The sequence below is a fragment of the Pseudomonas sp. B21-032 genome (assembly GCF_024748965.1).
Taxonomy (GTDB): Bacteria; Pseudomonadota; Gammaproteobacteria; order Pseudomonadales; family Pseudomonadaceae; genus Aquipseudomonas.
In genome coordinates this window covers 2,583,446-2,602,918 of sequence record NZ_CP087180.1, presented here as the reverse complement: position 1 = coordinate 2,602,918, position 19,473 = coordinate 2,583,446, and the positions used below count along the sequence as shown (strand labels likewise).

The 19,473-nt window shown below is 63.2% G+C and carries 10 protein-coding genes; 5 read left to right on the top strand and 5 right to left on the bottom strand.

Annotated elements, in window-relative coordinates; translation table 11 throughout:
* Nucleotides 1-12 precede the first annotated feature (12 nt).
* Complete coding sequence (locus LOY54_RS11965; protein WP_258610497.1) at nucleotides 13-2,472, top strand: TonB-dependent siderophore receptor; 2,460 nt, start codon at nucleotides 13-15, stop codon at nucleotides 2,470-2,472.
* A 65-nt stretch (nucleotides 2,473-2,537) separates the two neighbouring features.
* Here the strand turns inward: LOY54_RS11965 and nfuA are convergent, their stop codons facing one another.
* The 3 genes from nfuA to LOY54_RS11950 all read right to left on the bottom strand — a co-directional run bounded on the left by nfuA (nucleotide 2,538) and on the right by LOY54_RS11950 (nucleotide 6,627).
* Nucleotides 2,538-3,122, bottom strand: a complete 585-nt coding sequence (gene nfuA / locus LOY54_RS11960) for a Fe-S biogenesis protein NfuA (RefSeq protein ID WP_045198594.1) — start codon at nucleotides 3,120-3,122, stop codon at nucleotides 2,538-2,540.
* A 69-nt stretch (nucleotides 3,123-3,191) separates the two neighbouring features.
* Complete coding sequence (locus LOY54_RS11955; RefSeq protein WP_093383619.1) at nucleotides 3,192-4,214, bottom strand: acyltransferase; 1,023 nt, start codon at nucleotides 4,212-4,214, stop codon at nucleotides 3,192-3,194.
* 112 nt (nucleotides 4,215-4,326) lie between these two features.
* Complete coding sequence (locus tag LOY54_RS11950) at nucleotides 4,327-6,627, bottom strand: fatty acid cis/trans isomerase (protein ID WP_258610496.1); 2,301 nt, start codon at nucleotides 6,625-6,627, stop codon at nucleotides 4,327-4,329.
* A gap of 156 nt (nucleotides 6,628-6,783) precedes the next feature.
* Between LOY54_RS11950 and metH the strand changes: the two genes are divergently transcribed.
* Both metH and LOY54_RS11940 read left to right on the top strand, forming a co-directional pair.
* Entirely contained in the window at nucleotides 6,784-10,491 is a 3,708-nt protein-coding gene (gene metH / locus LOY54_RS11945; RefSeq protein WP_258610495.1) for a methionine synthase, read from the top strand.
* Nucleotides 10,492-10,608: 117 nt separating this feature from the next.
* A complete protein-coding gene (locus tag LOY54_RS11940; protein WP_258610494.1) occupies nucleotides 10,609-10,827 on the top strand; it encodes a DUF2970 domain-containing protein in 219 nt (72 codons plus the stop codon).
* A 261-nt stretch (nucleotides 10,828-11,088) separates the two neighbouring features.
* On the opposite strand, the gene LOY54_RS11935 is transcribed toward LOY54_RS11940, so the two are convergent.
* Nucleotides 11,089-12,171, bottom strand: coding sequence for an ABC transporter substrate-binding protein (locus LOY54_RS11935; RefSeq protein WP_258610493.1), 1,083 nt, complete (start codon nucleotides 12,169-12,171; stop codon nucleotides 11,089-11,091).
* Nucleotides 12,172-12,388: 217 nt separating this feature from the next.
* Here LOY54_RS11935 and LOY54_RS11930 point away from each other — a divergent pair, with 217 nt between their 5' ends.
* On the top strand, nucleotides 12,389-14,041 hold the full coding sequence (locus tag LOY54_RS11930) for a nitrite/sulfite reductase (RefSeq protein ID WP_258610492.1): 1,653 nt from the start codon (nucleotides 12,389-12,391) through the stop codon (nucleotides 14,039-14,041).
* Nucleotides 14,025-14,519 carry a DUF934 domain-containing protein gene (locus LOY54_RS11925; protein ID WP_045198582.1) on the top strand — a complete coding sequence of 165 codons (495 nt, stop codon included), beginning with the start codon at nucleotides 14,025-14,027 and terminating at the stop codon, nucleotides 14,517-14,519. Before LOY54_RS11930 ends, LOY54_RS11925 begins: the two co-directional genes overlap by 17 nt.
* A gap of 43 nt (nucleotides 14,520-14,562) precedes the next feature.
* Here LOY54_RS11925 and LOY54_RS11920 read toward each other — a convergent pair whose 3' ends face one another.
* Complete coding sequence (locus LOY54_RS11920) at nucleotides 14,563-19,458, bottom strand: NEL-type E3 ubiquitin ligase domain-containing protein (protein ID WP_258610491.1); 4,896 nt, start codon at nucleotides 19,456-19,458, stop codon at nucleotides 14,563-14,565.
* Nucleotides 19,459-19,473 lie beyond the last annotated feature (15 nt).

Here is a 19,473-nt window from a genome sequence, read left to right as displayed (position 1 = left end):
GAGTCTGTTCCCATGTTCCGACCTACCCCCTTGGCTGGCGCCATCGCGCTGGTCATCGGCGGCTTCGGCGCGCCCGGCGTTTACGCCCAGGCGCCGGGCGCCAGCGACAGCAAGCTCGACACCGTGGTGGTGGTCGGCACCCGCCGCAGTGATGTCACCGCCCTGCAGAGCGCCGCCCCGGTGGATGTGCTCAGCGCCGAGCAGTTGCAGGAAACCGGCGCCCAGGATTTGTCCGGGGCGCTCACCGCGCTGTCGCCGTCGTTCAGCTTCCCGCAGTCGCCGCAAGGCGCCTTTGCCGGCTCCATCGCCCAGGGCGCCTCGTTGCGCGGCCTGGCCTCCGACCAGGTCTTGGTGCTGGTCAACGGCAAGCGCCGCCACAGCAGCGCCAACGTCACCCGCCAGGGCCTGGCCAACGGCCGCGGCGCGGCGGCGGTGGACTTGAGCCTGATCCCGTTGAGCGCCATCTCACGGGTGGAGATCCTGCGTGACGGCGCCGCCGCCCAGTACGGCTCGGATGCCATCGCCGGGGTGATCAACATCGTGCTCAAAGAGAACGACGCCGGTGGCAACCTCGGCTATCGCTTCGGCGGCTACGCCAAGGGCGACGGCCTGCAGCGCAAGCTCAGTGGCTGGAAAGGCCTGGCGCTGCCCAACGATGGCTTTCTCAACCTGAGTTTCGATGCCGGCAGCCAGGACCCGGCCAGCGACACCCGCGCGGACAACCGGATCTTTTACCCAGGCTCGACCAACATCAACAGCGAGCGCGAACAGAACAACCGCTACCGCACCTGGAACTGGGGCTCGGGCAATGTCTCGGACCAGTACAACCTGGTGGCCAACAGCGAGCTGGGCATCGGCGACGGCCTGAGCGCCTACGGCTTTGCCACCTACGCGCACAAGAATACCGACGCCGAAGGCTTCTTCGACCCGCCCACCACCCTGCGCAACAACTACGCCAGCGTAGCCCTGCAGCGCTATCCGGACGGGCGCCTGCCGATCACCCGCTACAACCTCGAAGACTACGCCGTGACGGGTGGCCTGCGTTACGAAGATGAACACCTGGGCAAGTTCGACCTGGCCGCCAACTACGGCAACGACACGCTCAAGTCCACCGACCGCAATGCCATCAACCCCAGCTGGGGCAACGCCAGCCCGGATAAAATCTACACCGGCGAGCGCGAGAACGAGCAGACCAACCTGACCCTGGACTGGGTCCGCGACTTCCCCACCGACCTGCTGGCCAAGCCGCTGACCCTGTCGGCGGGCCTGGCCTGGCGCAAGGAGCACTACAGCCTGAGTGCCGGCGAAGCGGCCGGCTGGCAGAACGGGCCGCTGTTCAACACCCTCGACCCGCTCACTGGCCGGCGCATTCCCGGTTACTACGCTGGCATCACCCAGGTCGATGCCGCCTCGCTTGAGCGCAAGGTGCTCGGTGCCTATGTCGATGTTGAAGGGCAGATCACCGACAAGTTCCAGGCCGGGGTGGCGGTGCGTTCCGAGCACTATTCGGACTTTGGCGACACCACCAACGGCAAGCTGTCGCTGCGCTACGACTTCACCCCGCAGATTGCCGCGCGCGGCAGCATCAGCTCCGGCTACCGCGCGCCGTCGCTGGTGCAGAGCGGCCTTTCGTCGTTTAGTGTGCAGGTAGTCGAGCAGCCTTCGGGCAGCGGCAACTGGGTCGAGGTGCAGCAGCGCACCCTGCGCGCCGACAGCCCGGAAGCGGCCTTGCTGGGTGGCCGGGCGTTAAAGCCGGAAGAGTCCACCAACCTGTCGCTGGGGCTGGTCTGGCGGCCACTGAGCAATGCCTCAGTGACCCTCGACGCTTACCGCATCGATATCGACAACCGCATCACCCTCTCCGACCAGCTGCCGGGCAACGTGGTCGGGCCGATCTTTGCCGGCACGCCCTACGCCAACATCCAGAGCGCGGCGTTCTACACCAACATCGCCGACACCCGCACCGACGGCGTCGAGCTGGCCGGGCAGTACCAGTGGGACTTGCAGCCGTTTGGCCGGCTCAACCTCAACGCAGGCTTTGCCAAGACCCGCACGCGGATCACCGAGCTGCGCGATGTCGGCGGTATCAGCGGCGAGCAGATCGTCGGCCGCGCCACCCAAGGCCTGATCGAACACGGCACGCCGGAAGACAAACTGACCTTGAGCGCCAACTGGCTGTACGAGAACTGGGGCGTGACCCTGACCCAGCGCCGCTATGGCGAGTGGCAGAGCCTGAACAGCAGCAACCCGGACCTGGACCAGACCTTCAGCGCGCAGTGGATCACCGACCTGGACCTGAGCTACAGCTTCGACCAGGGGCTGAAATTATCGGTGGGCGCGATCAACCTGTTCGACAGCCATCCGGACAAGCTCGATGGGCCACAGTTGTATGGGGTGCCGAAGTATTCGATTACCTCGCCGGAGGGGGCGCAGGGGGCGTTTTACTATGCGAGTGTCAGTTATGACTTTTGAGGCTTGCAAACCATCGCGGGTCAAGCCCGCTCCCACAAGAAGCGTACTTGACCCGTGATCAGACTTTAGTAGTAAGCGTTTTCTTTCTGACTGTGGTCAGTCACATCACGCACACCCTTGAGCTCGGGAATGCGCTCGAGCAAGGTCCGCTCGATGCCTTCCTTCAAGGTCACGTCGGCCTGGCCGCAGCCCTGGCAACCACCACCGAACTGCAGCACGGCGATGCCGTCCTCGACCACTTCGATCAGGCTGACCTGGCCGCCGTGGCTGGCCAGCCCCGGGTTGATCTCGGTTTGCAGGTAGTAGTTGATGCGCTCGTTGACCGGGCTGTCTTCGTTGACCATCGGCACCTTGGCGTTCGGTGCCTTGATGGTCAGCTGGCCGCCCATGCGGTCGGTAGCGTAGTCGACCACGGCATCCTCAAGAAACGGAATGCTGACCGCGTCAAGGTAGGCAGTGAAGGTCTTCAGACCTACCGCCTCGTCTTCCGGCTTCTCCTCGCCCGGCTTGCAGTAGGCAATGCAGGTTTCAGCGTAGGTGGTGCCCGGTTGGGTAATGAAAATGCGAATGCCAATACCCGGGGTGTTCTGCTTTTCCAGCAGATCGGCCAGGTAATCATGCGCGGCGTCGGTAATAGTTATGGCGCTCATGGAAGTTCCTCACAGACTTGCCGGCAGTTTACGCCAACCTGGCCGCCGAACAAAGTCCTAGTAATTCTGTCAGGAAAGGGTTACCGCCACCGGTGTGCCGCGCCGGGCCTCGAACCAGGCGCTCATGCGCCGGTACAAACGCTTTTCCAGCAGCAGATAACTGGCCCACGACAGCCCGGCGATCAACGGTACGCACAGGGCAAATACCGCATACGGGCTGAGGTTCAGGCGCTCGCTTGCAAACCAGCCGGCATACAGCACCAGCACGTGGATCAAGTACACCGAGTACGAGCAATCGCCCAGCGCCTTGAGCAGGCGGTTGCCCTTGAAGTACGGCTCCAGGGCAATGCAGGCGAAAACAATCAACGCGCTCGGCACGCCCCAGTGCAGCAAGCGCATCGAGGCATCCAGGTGATAGATCGCCAGCCCCGCCGCCGCCAGGATCGCCAGCGGCAGCCACAGGCCCTGGGCGATCCAGCCGCGCCGGTAGAGCACGCCGATGCCGATACCGAGCAAAAATTCATAGACGATATTGTTACGGTAGAAGTGATTGAGCAGCCCGGCGCGGGTTAGCACCTCGCTGACCAGCAGCAATGCTAACGCCACCAGCAATAGCCGGTGTTGCTGGCGGACCACGAACACCAGCGAGAACAGCAGGTAGAAGAACATCTCGTAGTTCAGGGTCCAGCCGACATTGAGGGTCGGGTACTGGCCGTAACCGCCGGGGTTCTCAGCCGGAATGAACAGCAACGACAAGAGAAAATGCTCAAGGTCGATGGCCTGGTGCGGCATCCACTGGCTGGCGGCGACCAGCAGCAAGGCCATCAGTGCGGTGTAGAACCAGTAGGCCGGCACGATGCGCAGCGCCCGGTTGAGCAGAAAGCGACGGGCCGGCATGGCCTTGTCGCGGGTCGAGAGGTAGATCACCAGACCGCTGATGACGAAGAACACATCCACGCCCACGGCGCCGCGGTCAGTCAAGAACTGTCCAATCGGGCCACTGGCATGGAAGTCGAAGAAAATCTGCATGAAGTGATGGCAAACCACCACCCAGGCGGCAAGCGCCCTTAAAGCCTGAAGCGAATACAGCATCCGGTTACCTGCGTCTTAAGTCCCACTCAAGCCCCGGCCGGAACCGGGGCCGCATGAGAGCTCGGACCACAGGTTGCCGGGAAAGGTCAGGCGACCTTCCCGGCGGTCATGTTTACAGGTTCTCGTAGCGGTTCATGTCGAGCACCCCCGACTCCACCGCGTCGGTCTCCTTGATGTAGCTGTCGAGGTCATGGAAGTACTGCCAGAACTGCGGATGGCTGCGGCGCACACCCCAGCGCATGACGATGCGCTCGAACCTGGCGGTGTCGTCGCGAGCCGCTTCCAGGTCTTCGACGAACTCCGGCACATCGCTGGCCGGAACGTTGAACATGAAGTTGGGGTAGCTGCTGAGCACGCCCGGCACCAGGGTCAGGGTGTCCAGGCCCGGCTGGTAGCGGTAGGCCTCGCCGAGCATGAAGGCGACGTTGCTGTGCGCGCGGTTGCGCAACAGGCTGTAGACCTGGCGCTGGCCGCCCTGCCCTTCGATGCGCAGCATGGTCGCTTCAGGCAACTGATTGATCACCTTGAGGCCCGCCGCCGGGCGCGAGACCAGGCGGCTCAGCGACTGCTCGACATCACGGAACTCCTCGCTCATTTGCGGCCGCGAGCAATAGGCGCCCTGGCAGCGGTTGATCGGGTCGGGCGCGGCGTTGAGGCTGCCGGTGCGCTGGATCAGCTTGAGACCGAAGTCACGCTTGGGGTCGCGCTTGTCGAGTTTCAGTGCGCTCGGGGTGTCGGTGTCGATGTCCTCATAGTCCATCCACATCTTCACCTTGCCGCCGTTCTGGTACCAGTCGCTGAGGATCGCGCCACGGGCATCGGCCGGCATCAGGCGCAGGAAGTTGACCTCAGCGCCATTGCGGATCAGGTCGAAGTACAGCCGCGTCTGCGCCTGGTGCGAGACGTTGCCATAGACATCGAAGTTGACCGCCAGCTGGTAGTAGGTGCGTTCGAACAGCGGGTAGTCGAACAGCCAGATGGTTTTTGGCACGTCACCGATCAGGCCCTTGCTCACCGAGGCGCTGTCAAAGTGACGGAAGATGGTCAGCAGCGCGTTGTCGTTGCCGGCCCAGAGGGTCGACCAGCTCGGCGGCGGCACTTCGGCATAAGCCTCGCGGCGCAGCTTTTCGTACTCGTTGCGCTTGTCGCGGTAGGCATGCCAGAGGGTCAGGATGCTGCCGACGTCGTCGATCTGCCCGGGCATCGCCAGCAGCGGCGTGGCCTGGCCGCGGTACTCGGCATCGGTCAGGTAACGGTCGTGGGCCGGCTCCTGGAACAGCGTCCAGAAGTTGTCGCGGATCACGTCGGTGGCAATCTGGCCTCGGCACACCGGGCCGCGGATGAAGGTGCGCACGAAGTACTCGGCGTTATCCAGCATGAACTGGTAACGGGCCACCGCCGGGATCGCTTCGAAGGTCTCGAACGGGTTGGCGCGGTGACGCGGGCCGTAGCCAGGCAGCGCATTGGCGTGCCAGTCGCCGCTGTAGAACAGCTGCTTGACGCGCTTGAGCTTCTGCGGGCCCATCGGGTAGGTGATGTGGGTTTTATGCACGATCACGCCCTGCACCGGCATCAGCCGGTAATAGAAGTCGGTGCCCGGCGGGTCGTTGGGCCGGCGCGTGGCGATCAGGTCGATCGGCTGGCCGCTTGGGGTGCGCGAACGTACCCACTGGAAGAAATGCCCCTGCTCGCCGCCAACAAAGTGGATGTGGGCAAGGAACAGGTGCTCGTACAGCCAGCGCCCGACCAGCGCTTCGGTCGAACCGGGGCGGTTGAGCAACGCTTCCCAGTCGGCAATTTGCGCGGCCTCCCTGGCGCTCGGCTGGATCGGCTCGTGCTCCACCGGCGCACCGGCCGCCAACCAGCGCTGCAGGGTCTGGTACTGGGCATCGGTGAGGCCGGTAACCGCCAGCGGCATGCCCTCTTTCGGGTGCGCGCCGGCATAGGCGTCGAACTCGCCGGGCAATGGGCACATGTTGTTGCGGTTCAGGCCCAGGACAATCTCATCGGGCAACTTGGCGTTGGGCGTCAGCGGAGTCTTGTGCCCAAGCTCGAGCATGCGCGCCATCAGCGCGGCCTGGCTGCCCTGGTTGTCGAGCACCGAGTAAAAGCCCTTGCGCTGCCAGCCTTCGGTGCTGGTGGCATCGTAGAATAAGCGCGTCGGCGCGACCGCCTTGCTGCGCTCGCCCTGGTACACCGGCACCTTGGAGGCACCGCGCGAGGCGCCCTCGGCACTGCCCAGGTTGAGCTGGCAGGCCGCGTCGTTGCAGGCGTGGCAGGCCACGCATTTCTCGGTGAAGATCGGTTGGATGTCCCGGGTATACGAAATAGCCGAGCTTGATTGAGGGGCTTGCCCCAACGCCACGCCGCTGATGAACAGAGCGAAAGCGCCGGCAAGAAAGCGATGCACCATGTGCCGAATGTCCTGGGTATTGATAGCTTCACGATTCTACCGGTGCTGGCGGCGTGCCAACATGAATGAAATTCATGTAAATCTTCAACACGTCTAAAAACCGCGCAGCTTTGTTATTATTCCGCAACTTTTGTTTTTGCCCGACCAGGTAGTCCTATGTCTGACCGCAGCGCTCGTTTCCAAGCACTTCAGCAAGCACTCAAAGAGCGCATCCTGATTCTCGATGGCGGCATGGGTACTATGATCCAAAGCTACCGCCTCGAGGAACACGACTATCGTGGCACGCGCTTCGCCGATTGGCCAAGCGATGTCAAAGGCAACAACGACCTGTTGCTGCTGTCGCGCCCCGACGTCATCGCCGCCATCGAGAAGGCCTACCTGGACGCCGGCGCCGACATTCTCGAAACCAACACCTTCAACGCCACGCAGATTTCCCAGGCCGACTACGGCATGGAGTCGCTGGCCTATGAGCTTAACCTCGAAGGCGCACGCATCGCCCGTCAGGTCGCCGACGCCAAGACCCTCGAAACCCCGGACAAACCGCGCTTCGTTGCCGGCGTGCTCGGCCCCACCAGCCGCACCTGCTCGATTTCCCCCGACGTCAACGACCCGGGCTATCGCAACGTCACCTTCGACCTGCTGGTAGAAAACTACCTTGAGGCGACCCGCGGCCTGATCGCTGGCGGCGCCGACCTGATCCTGATCGAGACCATCTTCGACACCCTCAACGCCAAGGCGGCGATCTTCGCCGTGCAGCAGGTGTTCGAGGAAGACCGCGTCGAATTGCCGATCATGATCTCCGGGACCATCACCGATGCTTCCGGCCGCACCCTGTCGGGGCAGACCACCGAAGCGTTCTGGAACTCGGTGCGCCATGCCAACCCGATCTCGGTGGGCCTGAACTGCGCCCTCGGTGCCAAGGACCTGCGCCCCTACCTCGAAGAGCTGTCGAGCAAAGCCGGCACCCATGTCTCGGCGCACCCCAACGCCGGCCTGCCGAACGCCTTCGGTGAGTACGACGAAACCCCGGCCGAAATGGCCGTGGTGGTCGAAGAGTTCGCCGCCAGCGGCTTCTTGAACATCATCGGCGGCTGCTGCGGTACCACCCCGGGGCATATCCAGGCGATTGCCGAGGCGGTCGCCAAGTACCCGCCACGGGCGATTCCGGACATCCCCAAGGCCTGCCGGCTGTCGGGCCTTGAGCCGTTCACCATCGACCGCAACTCGTTGTTCGTCAACGTCGGTGAGCGCACCAACATCACCGGTTCCGCCAAGTTCGCCCGCTTGATCCGCGAAGAGAACTACACCGAAGCGCTGGAAGTCGCCCTGCAGCAGGTCGAGGCCGGCGCCCAGGTGATCGACATCAACATGGACGAAGGGATGCTCGATTCCCAGGCGGCCATGGTCAAGTTCCTCAACCTGATCGCCGGTGAACCGGACATCTCCCGCGTACCGATCATGATCGACTCCTCCAAGTGGGAAGTGATCGAAGCCGGGCTCAAGTGCATCCAGGGCAAGGGCATCGTCAACTCGATCTCGATGAAGGAAGGCGTCGAGGCCTTCAAGCATCACGCCAAGCTGTGCAAGCGCTACGGCGCTGCCGTGGTGGTGATGGCCTTCGACGAGGTCGGCCAGGCCGACACCGCCGCGCGCAAGCGCGAGATCTGCCAGCGCAGCTACGACATCCTGGTCAACGAAGTGGGCTTTCCGGCCGAAGACATCATCTTCGACCCGAACATCTTCGCCGTTGCCACCGGCATCGAGGAGCACAACAACTACGCCGTCGACTTCATCGAAGCCTGCGCCTATATCCGCGACCACCTGCCCTACGCCCTGAGCTCGGGCGGTGTTTCCAACGTGTCGTTCTCGTTCCGTGGCAACAACCCGGTGCGCGAGGCGATCCACTCGGTGTTCCTCTACCACGCGATCCAGAACGGCCTGACCATGGGTATCGTCAACGCCGGCCAGCTGGAGATCTACGACGAGATCCCGCCGGCGCTGCGCGAGCGGGTCGAGGACGTGGTGCTCAACCGCACCCCGGAAGGCACCGACGCCCTGCTGGCGATCGCCGACGACTACAAGGGCGGCGGCGCGGTCAAGGAAGTCGAGAACGAGGAATGGCGCTCGCTGCCGGTTGGCAAGCGCCTGGAACATGCGCTGGTCAAGGGCATCACCGCCTTTATCGTGGAAGACACCGAAGAGTGCCGCCAGCAGTGCGCGCGCCCGATCGAGGTGATCGAAGGCCCGCTGATGAGCGGCATGAACGTGGTCGGCGACCTGTTCGGCGCCGGCAAGATGTTCCTGCCCCAGGTGGTCAAATCGGCGCGGGTAATGAAGCAGGCGGTAGCGCACCTGATTCCCTTCATTGAACTGGAAAAAGGCGACAAGCCCGAAGCCAAGGGCAAGATCCTCATGGCCACGGTCAAGGGCGACGTGCACGACATCGGCAAGAACATCGTCGGCGTGGTGCTCGGTTGCAACGGCTATGACATCGTCGACCTCGGCGTCATGGTCCCGGCCGAGAAGATCCTGCAAACCGCCCGCGAGCAAAAATGCGACATCATCGGCCTGTCCGGCTTGATCACCCCGTCGCTGGACGAGATGGTCCATGTTGCCCGCGAAATGCAGCGCCAGGACTTCCACCTGCCGCTGATGATCGGCGGCGCGACCACCTCGAAGGCCCACACGGCGGTGAAGATCGAGCCCAAGTACAGCAACGACGCGGTGATCTACGTCACCGACGCCTCACGCGCGGTGGGCGTCGCCACCCAGTTGCTGTCCAAGGAACTCAAGCCCGGCTTTGTCGAGAAGACCCGCCTGGACTACATCGAAGTGCGCGAGCGTACCGCCAACCGCAGCGCCCGCACCGAGCGCCTGAGCTACGAGCAGTCGATCGCCGCCAAGCCCAAGTATGACTGGGCCGGTTACCAGCCGGTGGTGCCGAGCTTCACCGGCGTCAAGGTGCTGGAGAACATCGACCTCAAGGTACTGGCCGAGTACATCGACTGGACGCCGTTCTTCATCTCCTGGGACCTGGCCGGCAAGTACCCGCGCATCCTCACTGACGAAGTGGTCGGCGAAGCCGCGACCGCGCTGTTCAAGGATGCCCAGGAAATGCTCGCCAAGCTGATCGACGAAAAGCTGATCAGCGCCCGCGCGGTGTTCGGCTTCTGGCCGGCCAACCAGGTCAACCATGACGACATCGAAGTCTATGGCGCCGATGGTCAGCCACTGGCGCAGCTGCACCACCTGCGCCAGCAGACCATCAAGCCGGACAACAAGCCGAATTTCTCCCTGGCCGACTTCGTCGCACCTAAAGACACCGGCATCACCGATTACGTCGGCGGCTTCATCACCACCGCCGGCATCGGCGCCGAGGAAGTGGCCAAGGCGTACCAGGACAAGGGCGACGACTACAACTCGATCATGGTCAAGGCCCTCGCCGACCGCCTGGCCGAGGCCTGCGCCGAATGGCTGCATGAACAGGTGCGCAAAGACTACTGGGGTTACGCCAAGGACGAGCACCTGGACAACGAGGCGCTGATCAAGGAGCAGTACTCGGGTATCCGCCCTGCCCCGGGCTACCCGGCCTGCCCGGACCACACCGAGAAGGAAACCCTGTTCCGCCTGCTCGACGGCACCGCCATCGGCGAAACCGGGCCCAGCGGCGTGTTCCTCACCGAGCACTTCGCCATGTTCCCGGCGGCGGCGGTCAGCGGCTGGTATTTCGCCCACCCGCAGGCGCAGTACTTTGCCGTCGGCAAGGTCGACAAGGACCAGGTGCAGAGCTACACCGCGCGCAAAGGCCAGGAGCTGAGCGTGAGCGAGCGCTGGCTGGCGCCTAACCTTGGTTATGACAACTGAAGCTGCAAGCTTCAAGCTACAAGCTGCAAGAAGGCGCACCAGCTTCTTGTAGCTTGTAGCTCATAGCTTGCAGCTACCGTCTACACTGAGGGGGATGCCTTTTATAAGGAGCCCCTCATGGACGAACCCGCCCAAGGCAAACCCCCGACCTTCTGGCAGATGCTGCAAAGCATCCTGGCAGCGGCCTTCGGGGTGCAGAGCGGCAAGAACCGCGCCCGCGACTTCAACCACGGCAAGGCCAGCCACTTCATTGCGCTGGGCACCCTGTTCACCTTGCTGTTCATTCTGGTATTGATCGGGCTGGTGCAACTGGCCATGCACCTGACCGCCCGCTGAAAAGCAGTCCGCCCGCAGATGTCCATTCTGCGGGCGGTTCACTGTTACCCATCGGGTGATGTCACTGGTGGCTGACCCAGTACACGGCGGTCACTACCACGAGGATGATCAGACAGAGTATCGCCCAGGCATCGACACTGCTGTCAGGCTTACCCGCTTTGGTCGAATTTCCCATTGCATCGCCTCTTGTAGTGTTTATGGGAATGCATGTCACCCGTAGCAGTTAAGTTCAGCAATGGCCATTGCTCAAGCAGGGGTATTTCAATATTCGACCGGGGCGTTGAGAAACGGGTAGCGGTAATCCGGCGCATGGCCCTGGGCACTGAAACGGTTGAAATCCAGGCCGTAGTCGGCTTGATCCTGCAGGTTCAGCCAGCGCCGGGCCCGTTGCGGGTCGATCATCTGCAGCACCGGCACCTGGTATTCGCGCCGGCCATCACGGTCGATTGGCAGTTTCAGCGCATCATCGTGCAGTAACACCATGGCCCAGCCGCCGAGGGAAAAGTGTCCGCCCATGAGCACGCTCAGGCGCCCGTCGATGCGCGCCTGCAACGCCGCCGGCGAGCTGTTGACGGCGCTCAGCAGCACATCCTTGCCCGGCACGCGCCCAGCTTCCTCCAGCGCCTGCATGGCGCCAAAGGCCATTTCGTCGTTGGCCGACCACACCAGCTCGACCTTCGGGTAGCGCTGTAACAGCTGGCGGGCCTGTTCGTAGGCACGCTCGCGGCCCCAGCCGCCATACACCACCTGGCGCAGGCGCACCTCGGGGTGCTCGGCCAGGGCGCGGCGCATGCCCTGCTCGCGCAACTGCGAGGCCGGGGTGGTCTTGAGCCCGGAAAACGCCAGCAGCTCCAACGGCCGGGTCACCCCCGGGCGGGCACGCAGGGCAATCAGGGTTTTGAGCATCTGGTAGCCGGCCTGCTCGTCATTGCCCACCAGGGTGGCGAGCAAGGGCGGGTATTTGTCCGGGTGGCTGGCAATCAGCTCGGCCTGGTTCGGCGTCAGGCCGTTGTTGACCAGGAACAGCTTGACCCCGCTGTCGCGGGACAGGCGGATGATCTCCGGGGCAATGTACTGTTCGTTGACCAGCACCAGATAGTCCGGGCGCTGGCGGCCTTCGAGCACTTCACGGGCCTGGGTCAGCGCCAGCTCAGGCCGGCGCTCGCTGTACTGGATACGCAACTGCAGGCCCAGATCGTCGGCGGCAGCCTGCATGAAACGCGAATAACTGACCCAGAATGTCTCGTTGGAATAGCCCGGATTGAGAAACACCACTGAAGCCGCCTGCGCGCCGGCCACCAGTGGCAGGCTCAGGCAAAGGCTTTGGCACAAGGCCTTGAGCATGCGTTGACGCTCCCGCTATTCAAACCGCCAATTATAACCGCCCGTAGTGGCACATTGGACAAATGCCAGTCAGTCTCACTTAGTCCAAATGGTTCTTTTCATATGCAAAAACTTCACTTTTGCGCATAAACGCAAACTGCTATCTTTCCTCGGCTCCGCATCGGAGTGCGCGGCCGTGCGCGCGATTAGCTGCAAGCAGCTTGAGAACAGGACCCCTATGTACGTATACGACGAGTACGATCAGCGGATCATCGAGGACCGCGTCAAGCAGTTCCGGGATCAGACCAGCCGCTACCTGGCCGGTGAACTGAGCGAAGAAGAGTTCCGCCCCCTGCGCCTGCAAAATGGCCTCTATATCCAACGTTTTGCCCCGATGTTGCGGGTCGCCGTGCCTTATGGCCAGCTGACCTCGCGCCAGACACGGATGCTGGCGAAGATCGCGCGCGACTACGACAAGGGCTACGCCCACATCAGCACCCGGCAGAACGTGCAGTACAACTGGCCAGCCCTGGAAGACATCCCCGAGATCCTGGCCGAGCTTGCCACCGTGCAGATGCACGCGATCCAGACCAGCGGCAACTGCCTGCGCAACGTCACCACCGACCAGTTCGCCGGTGTCGCTGCCGATGAAGTGATCGACCCGCGCCCCTGGTGCGAGATCGTCCGCCAGTGGACCACCTTCCACCCAGAATTCGCCTACCTGCCGCGCAAGTTCAAGATCGCCATCAACGGCTCGAGCAGCGACCGTGCGGCCATCGAAGTGCACGATATCGGCCTGGAGCCTGTGTACAACGCAGCCGGCGAGCTGGGCTTTCGCGTACTGGTCGGTGGCGGCCTGGGCCGTACCCCGGTGGTCGGCGCCTTCATCAACGAGTTCCTGCCCTGGCAGGACCTGCTCAGCTACCTGGACGCGATCCTGCGGGTGTACAACCGCTACGGCCGTCGCGACAACAAGTACAAGGCGCGGATCAAGATCCTGGTCAAGGCGCTCACCCCTGAAGTGTTCGCCGAGAAGGTCGAGGCCGAAATGGCCCACCTGCGCGGCGGCAGCACCACCCTGACCGAATCCGAAGTGCACCGCGTGGCCAAGCACTTTGTCGACCCGGACTACAAGGCGCTGGACAACCTCGACTTCAGTGAGCTCGAACAGCAGCACCCGGGCTTTGCCCGCTGGCGCACGCGCAACGTGCTGGCACACAAGCGCCCTGGCTACGTCGCCGTGACCCTGTCGCTCAAGCCTACCGGCGTCGCCCCCGGCGACCTCACCGACAAGCAACTGGATAGCGTGGCCGACCTGGCCGAGCGCTACAGCTTCGGCCAGCTGCGCACCTCCCACGAGCAGAACATCATTCTTGCCGACGTCGAGCAGAGCCAGTTGCACGCCCTGTGGCTGGAGCTGCGCGAAAACGGCTTGGCCACGCCGAACATCGGCCTGCTGACCGACATCATCTGCTGCCCGGGCGGTGACTTCTGCTCGCTGGCCAACGCCAAGTCGATCCCGATCGCCGAGTCCATCCAGCGCCGTTTCGACGACCTCGACTACCTGTTCGACATCGGTGAGCTGGACCTGAACATCTCCGGTTGCATGAACGCCTGCGGTCACCACCACGTCGGCCATATCGGCATCCTCGGGGTCGACAAGAAAGGCGAAGAGTTCTACCAGGTCTCCCTGGGGGGCAGCGCCAGCCGCGACGCCAGCCTGGGCAAGATCCTCGGCCCTTCCTTTGCCCAGGACGACATGCCGGATGTGATCGAGAAGCTGATCGACGTCTACGTTGAAAAACGTACCGAAGACGAGCGCTTCATCGACACCTACCAACGTATTGGCATCGACCCATTCAAGGAACGCGTCTATGCAGCGAATCATTAAGAACAACCAGATCGTCGACGAAACCTGGCACCTGCTGCCCAAGGATTTCAACATCGACGAAGTGACCAACTGCGACGACTACATCGTGCCGCTGCAGCTGTGGCGTGAACACGGCCATATGCTCAAGGCCCGCGACGGCGGCCTGGGCGTCTGGCTGGACGCCGACGAAGAAGCCGAAGAAATCGGCGAAGTGGCCAACCAGTTCCAGGTCATTGCCCTGAACTTCCCGGCCTTCACCGACGGGCGCAACTACTCCAACGCGCGCCTGCTGCGTGACCGCTACAAGTTCACCGGCGAGCTGCGCGCCATTGGCGACGTGCTGCGCGACCAGTTGTTCTACATGAAGCGTTGCGGCTTCGATGCTTTTGCCCTGCGTGCCGACAAGGACCCGGTCGAAGCGCTGAAGAGCCTGCAGGACTTCTCGGTGACCTACCAGGCCGCCACTGACGAACCGCAACCGCTGTTCCGTCGTCGCTGAATGTAAAAAGGCGCCCGTGCCTGGCTTGGCACGGGCGCCAGGGTTACAGATGGGTAACCTGGTCCGGCACGCTGTTCCAGATATCCGTGGTCAGCGTCTCGATCAAGCGCTGCTCATCCTCCTTGCGCCTCTTGCCAATGGTTTCCGAGCGTGAGCGGTAAGCCTGATCGCTCATCGACTGCTTGTCGGCGTCCAGCGCTTCCAGCCGAGCAAAGTAAGGCTTGTTGACCTCTTCGAAACGCGTTGCGTAACGCGCCCTGAGAAACTCGATCCAGAAGTCCCGCCCCGCAATACCCGCCTTCAAGGATTCCGGCGTCTCTCCCGCCAGCACCTCGGTAGCAGCGCTGTCCAGTTGCGCGGCGGTGACATTGGCCAGGCGTTCGAACAGCATGCTTTGCGGCTGCCCCGGCAGGTCCAGGCGTTCAGCCAGCCCTATGCGATACGCCAAACGCACTTCCACATCGTCAACCTGAAGCCCTGCCGTGCGCCGCTCGGCGATATCACCCAAGGCAATCCGCTCCACTGCATCCAGGCGGCTCAAGCCACGGGCCAGGTCGATCAGCGCGTACTCGGCGCCGACCACTGTCCCGGCGCGCTTGGCTTGCTCCACCAGCACCAGCACCTCCAACTGGCTGAACACCAGAATGATGCCATCGCCGCAAGTATCCACGTGATTGGCAAACTCGAACAACGCGGTACGCACATCCTCATAGTCGTTGGCGGCAGTGAGCATGTTCCATACCCGTGCGCGCAGCGCGGGGTAGTCGCGGCGAAAATCGGCGGTATTGCGCAAATCGTTGAGCAGGCGAAAGAACTCGCCACTTTGCGGATTTTCAGCCAGCGCACTCCAATACCCATTGATCTGCGCCACCCTGGCCACACTGGCACCGGTCAGCCAGTGCGCCGCAGGTGATGCTGGTGCTTCTAGGTGTGGACCACGCAGGTCCGGCGCTACCTGGAAATTCACCCCGGTGCGCTGGCGGTAGCTCTCGAGCCGGTCAAGGCTAAAGGTATCCAGGGGATTGCCATGCAGGCTGGTGATGCCATTGATCCTCACTACCTGTGGCGTGGTCTGCAGTACCGCGTCGGGTATATGGCGAATCCGGTTGAGGCGCAAATCCAGCTCTACCAGCCGCTCAAGCTCGAACACCCCCTCAGGCCAGGTGCTGATCTGGGTGCCTCGCAAAGACAGGTTGAGCAACTGCGACATTGCTCCGACTGCAGGTGGCTGGTTCAGCGGATTGTCATCCAGATACAACAGTTCCAGTTGCGTGAGCCGCCCCAGCACCGCCTGGGTCGCCTCGGTCATCTCCAGGTTGTTATGGCGTACTTGTAGCCGGGTCAGGCCCTGCAGTTCGCCGATTGCCTCGTCAAGCCCGGTCAGGCGGTTGCCGTTGAGATCGAGCCAGCGCAGCCTGCTGAAAACCTGCAGAAAGCTTGCCGGCACTGATCGCAAGCCCATTGCCGAGAGACCCAGGTCGCTAATGTGACTGAAGTCTGCGGTCAACGGCGGCAACGCGCCCAGACGCCAGTTGCTCAAGTCCAGACGGTAGCCGATAAAGCGTCCGTCACCGGCGTGGACACGGGCAGTTTCCCGGCGCCAGGCCTTTTTGATTTGTTCAACTACCCGAATCAGCGCCGGCGAGTTTGCCGGGGCTACCATCGCACCAACCCCTAAATCCTGCTCCTGGCCGGCCCATTGCTTCAACGTTTCACTCAACTGCCGGTACTCTTGCCGACGCTGCTCCAGCGCCTGGGCCTGCTCAACCTCGGTCGCGCCCAGTTCCTGAAGCAAACGCTGCGCCTCTTGCGGCTCCAGAATCGGATACAGGCTGCGGACCTGGCTCAACAGGCTGTTGTCGAATCGATTGCCAACCGCGCCACGGCCACTGAGCGGGTAGCCCAGGCGTCCATCGGCCAGGCTCAGCGGCGAGCGCAACCAGGGGCGTACCGGCTGCTGGCCGAGCAAGCGTGAAGCGCGAAGCCGGTCTGCCGAGGCCAACGCCGCCAGCGTCGCCTGCAAGCGATCCCGCTCGCCAATCTGCAGCCCCAGTGACTGGCGTTCACTGTCCGGCAGTGCCCGCAACAGCGCCCCGGCCATGTCGTCGTTGACGGTCAGTTGGTTGCCGTGCGCATCGAAGGCGCTGTATCGCTGGTCTTTGCACAGCAGGGTCTTGAGTTCGCCGCTCGGCTCGCCAACCGACGCCAGTAGCTCGCCATCGAACGTTTCGGCACGCACTTGCAGGTGAACCCGGGCAGTCCAGCCCGGCAATTGATCGAGCAGCCGCAGCATCAGCAGGTCACTGTCCAGGCTGGCCAAACGCGGTTGGTAGATCCCTTCGAACGCACGGTTCAAGCGCACCTGCCGCTGGTACAACCGGGCCTCCTCGGCCAGGCGCAGGGGCACCCGGGCAGCGGCTTGCTGCAGCGTGCCCAGTTCGGCCGGGGTGGCATGGTTGAGCAGTTCTTCAGCGGCCTGCAGGGGCAGCAAGGGGAAGCCCCGTTGCAGCAGACGCACCTCTGCTTGCGCCTGCAGGGCAGGCGTCGCATAGATGCTCTCGAATATCGCCGCACGCCTGAGCTGCGCCCGCGCTGCCAATGCGTTACGCAGTGCCTGAAGGCGATCAGCAGGTTGCACATGGGCACCCAGCAGACGCTTGATAGCCTGTTCATCGAAGCGCTGCAGTATGGCTTCGGGCAACTGGTTGGCGTAGAGCTCACTCATCAGCACCTTGAACGTCGCCGAATCAGGCCAACGGGCCAGGCCGTATACCGTCGAGTCACCCCATAACTCGGGGCCGCGAAACACTTCGATCGGCAGGTCCAGCCAGTTGGGCAGTTCGGTGGCCAGTACCACGGCAAAATCCCGGCCCACGCCGCCCGGCGAGCCGCTGCGCAGGTTGCCGATCCAGTTTTCGAGCTGGCGGTCCAGGCGTAAACGCTGCAAGGTATCGGCCAGCACCGGTGGCAGTGGTTGCTGCGTGGCGTAAATGGCGCGCAAGACATCATCGCTGACCCCGCTGATATCAGCCGCCTGCAGCCGCTCGACGTCGCTGAGCCCCTCGGCGGCATGCCCCAGTCGCTGCAACAGCTGCAGGCGACTCCAACCCAAGGGTTGCTCGCCGATCACCCGCCAGTTGCCCTGGCCATTGTGTTCAAGCACAGGCCGGTAAGCCGATGGGTCTGCCGGATGGAGGATGCTCCACTGCCCGGTTTCGGTTGTCGCTACGGCGAAAGTATCGTTACCCAGGCGGATGTAGCGCTTGCCCTCGACCAGGTAGTGACCGTTGCTGTCGGGCTCGATTCCTTGCAGGTCGATGTCCTGGGTGTAGTCGCCCAGCGCAGGCTGCCACAAGCGCAATTGACCATCGGGCAGCCTGACCTTGACCAGGCCATTGATCGCTTCGCTGGCCGCAATTGGCTCGAGGGCCCTGCCGGCAAGGCCCAGCCCGGCGATGAAGGCAACATTGAGGCCGACCGATTCAAGGTGCGTCCAGGCCTCGGCCAGCTCGCCAGCCTCCCAGGCGTGGGCACCTTCGACCACCTCGCCGATCAGTTGCGCCGCCGCCACGGCGGCCATCACCGCCCCGAGCGAGGGGACAAAAAACGCTGCGGCATTGAGCAGGTTGAAACCGATCGACTCCCAATAAGCCAGGCGCTCGCGCCAGGCCTGGTCATCGGCGTCGGCGCTGGGCACGGCCAAGGCCCGCGCCTCATCCTTGATCTTCTGCAGGTGACGGTCCTGCAGGTAGCCAAACAGTTCCTGGTCGATGAAGGTCTCGCGCACATGCAGGTTGGCGTCCGGGTTCGGCCGCCGCCAGTGCAGGCCGTCGCCATCATTGACCAGGTGATACAGCGCCTCCTCCAGCCGCTTCAATACATGCTGCTGCGATTGGTGAGCAACATAGCCGCGCAACAGCGACTGGTACGCGGGTTTGCGCAGCAGGACCTTCAGGTCGTCGCTAGCGGCCTTGACCGACGGGTACTCCTTGAGCGCCGCGCCCGGCGCCCCCGGCAGGTAGAGGATCACCGGCTCGACGCGATTGTCGTTGCGTTCAGGCCCGATCACCAGCACATCGGACAGCGGCGCTTCGAACATGCTCAGTTGGCTGCAACGCACGGGCTTGCCATTCCAGCGCGGCGCCCGCACGCCACTCAACAGATCGAGCAAGGCCTGACGTCCCCGCTCGCTGATCAGTTTTTTCATGAAGGCGACCTGCAGGTTCACCCTTAACTGATCCTTGTACAGCTCGATTGCCAGGCTACGACGCAGGGCGCTGCTGGCCGGTGTCTCGAACACTTCGCTCAGGTGCCGCTGGTATTGCCCGCCCAGGTCCAGGTCATGGCATACGCGGGCAAACGCCTGGGGTTCGATATCGAGCTTTTGCGTGTAGCGATAGCGAAAACGCGGGTAGCCCTGCTCGGTCCCCGGTATCAGTTCAAGAAAGAAAGCGTCCTTGGGCGCCAGCGCAGTGCCGGCTTCAAACTCGCTGCCGGCGGCAAAGTTTTGCAATGCCGCCTGCATCAGGCTCTGGCGGCGCGGGACAGTCCTGAGCATTGACCCCAGCAGCACCGATTCACGCTCGATGTGCACGAACTCATCGAAGTCGACATCAGGCTCCGCCCCGAGCTCGGCTTTGAGCCGGGCCTTGAGCAAGGGCTCGCAAAACGCGCCGATGCCTTTGAGGTCTTTCAGCTCACGGGCCAGGCGCTGGCCGGAGCGGCGGCTGCGCTGCTGGTAATCGACCAGTAGCGTTTGTTCCGCTGCGCTGGCAGTCGCAAACCAGTCTTGCTGCTCGCGGCCATGCTGCTGCGCCAGCAACTGCGCGCCCATGCGCTCGAAGTCTTCGGGCCTGGCATGGCGAAGCCAGGCCGGCAGGCGTTGCGAAATGAACGGGCCATGCAGGCCGGGAACGGATAGTGAAGCGGGGGTGGTCATGGCAAGTCTCCTGTT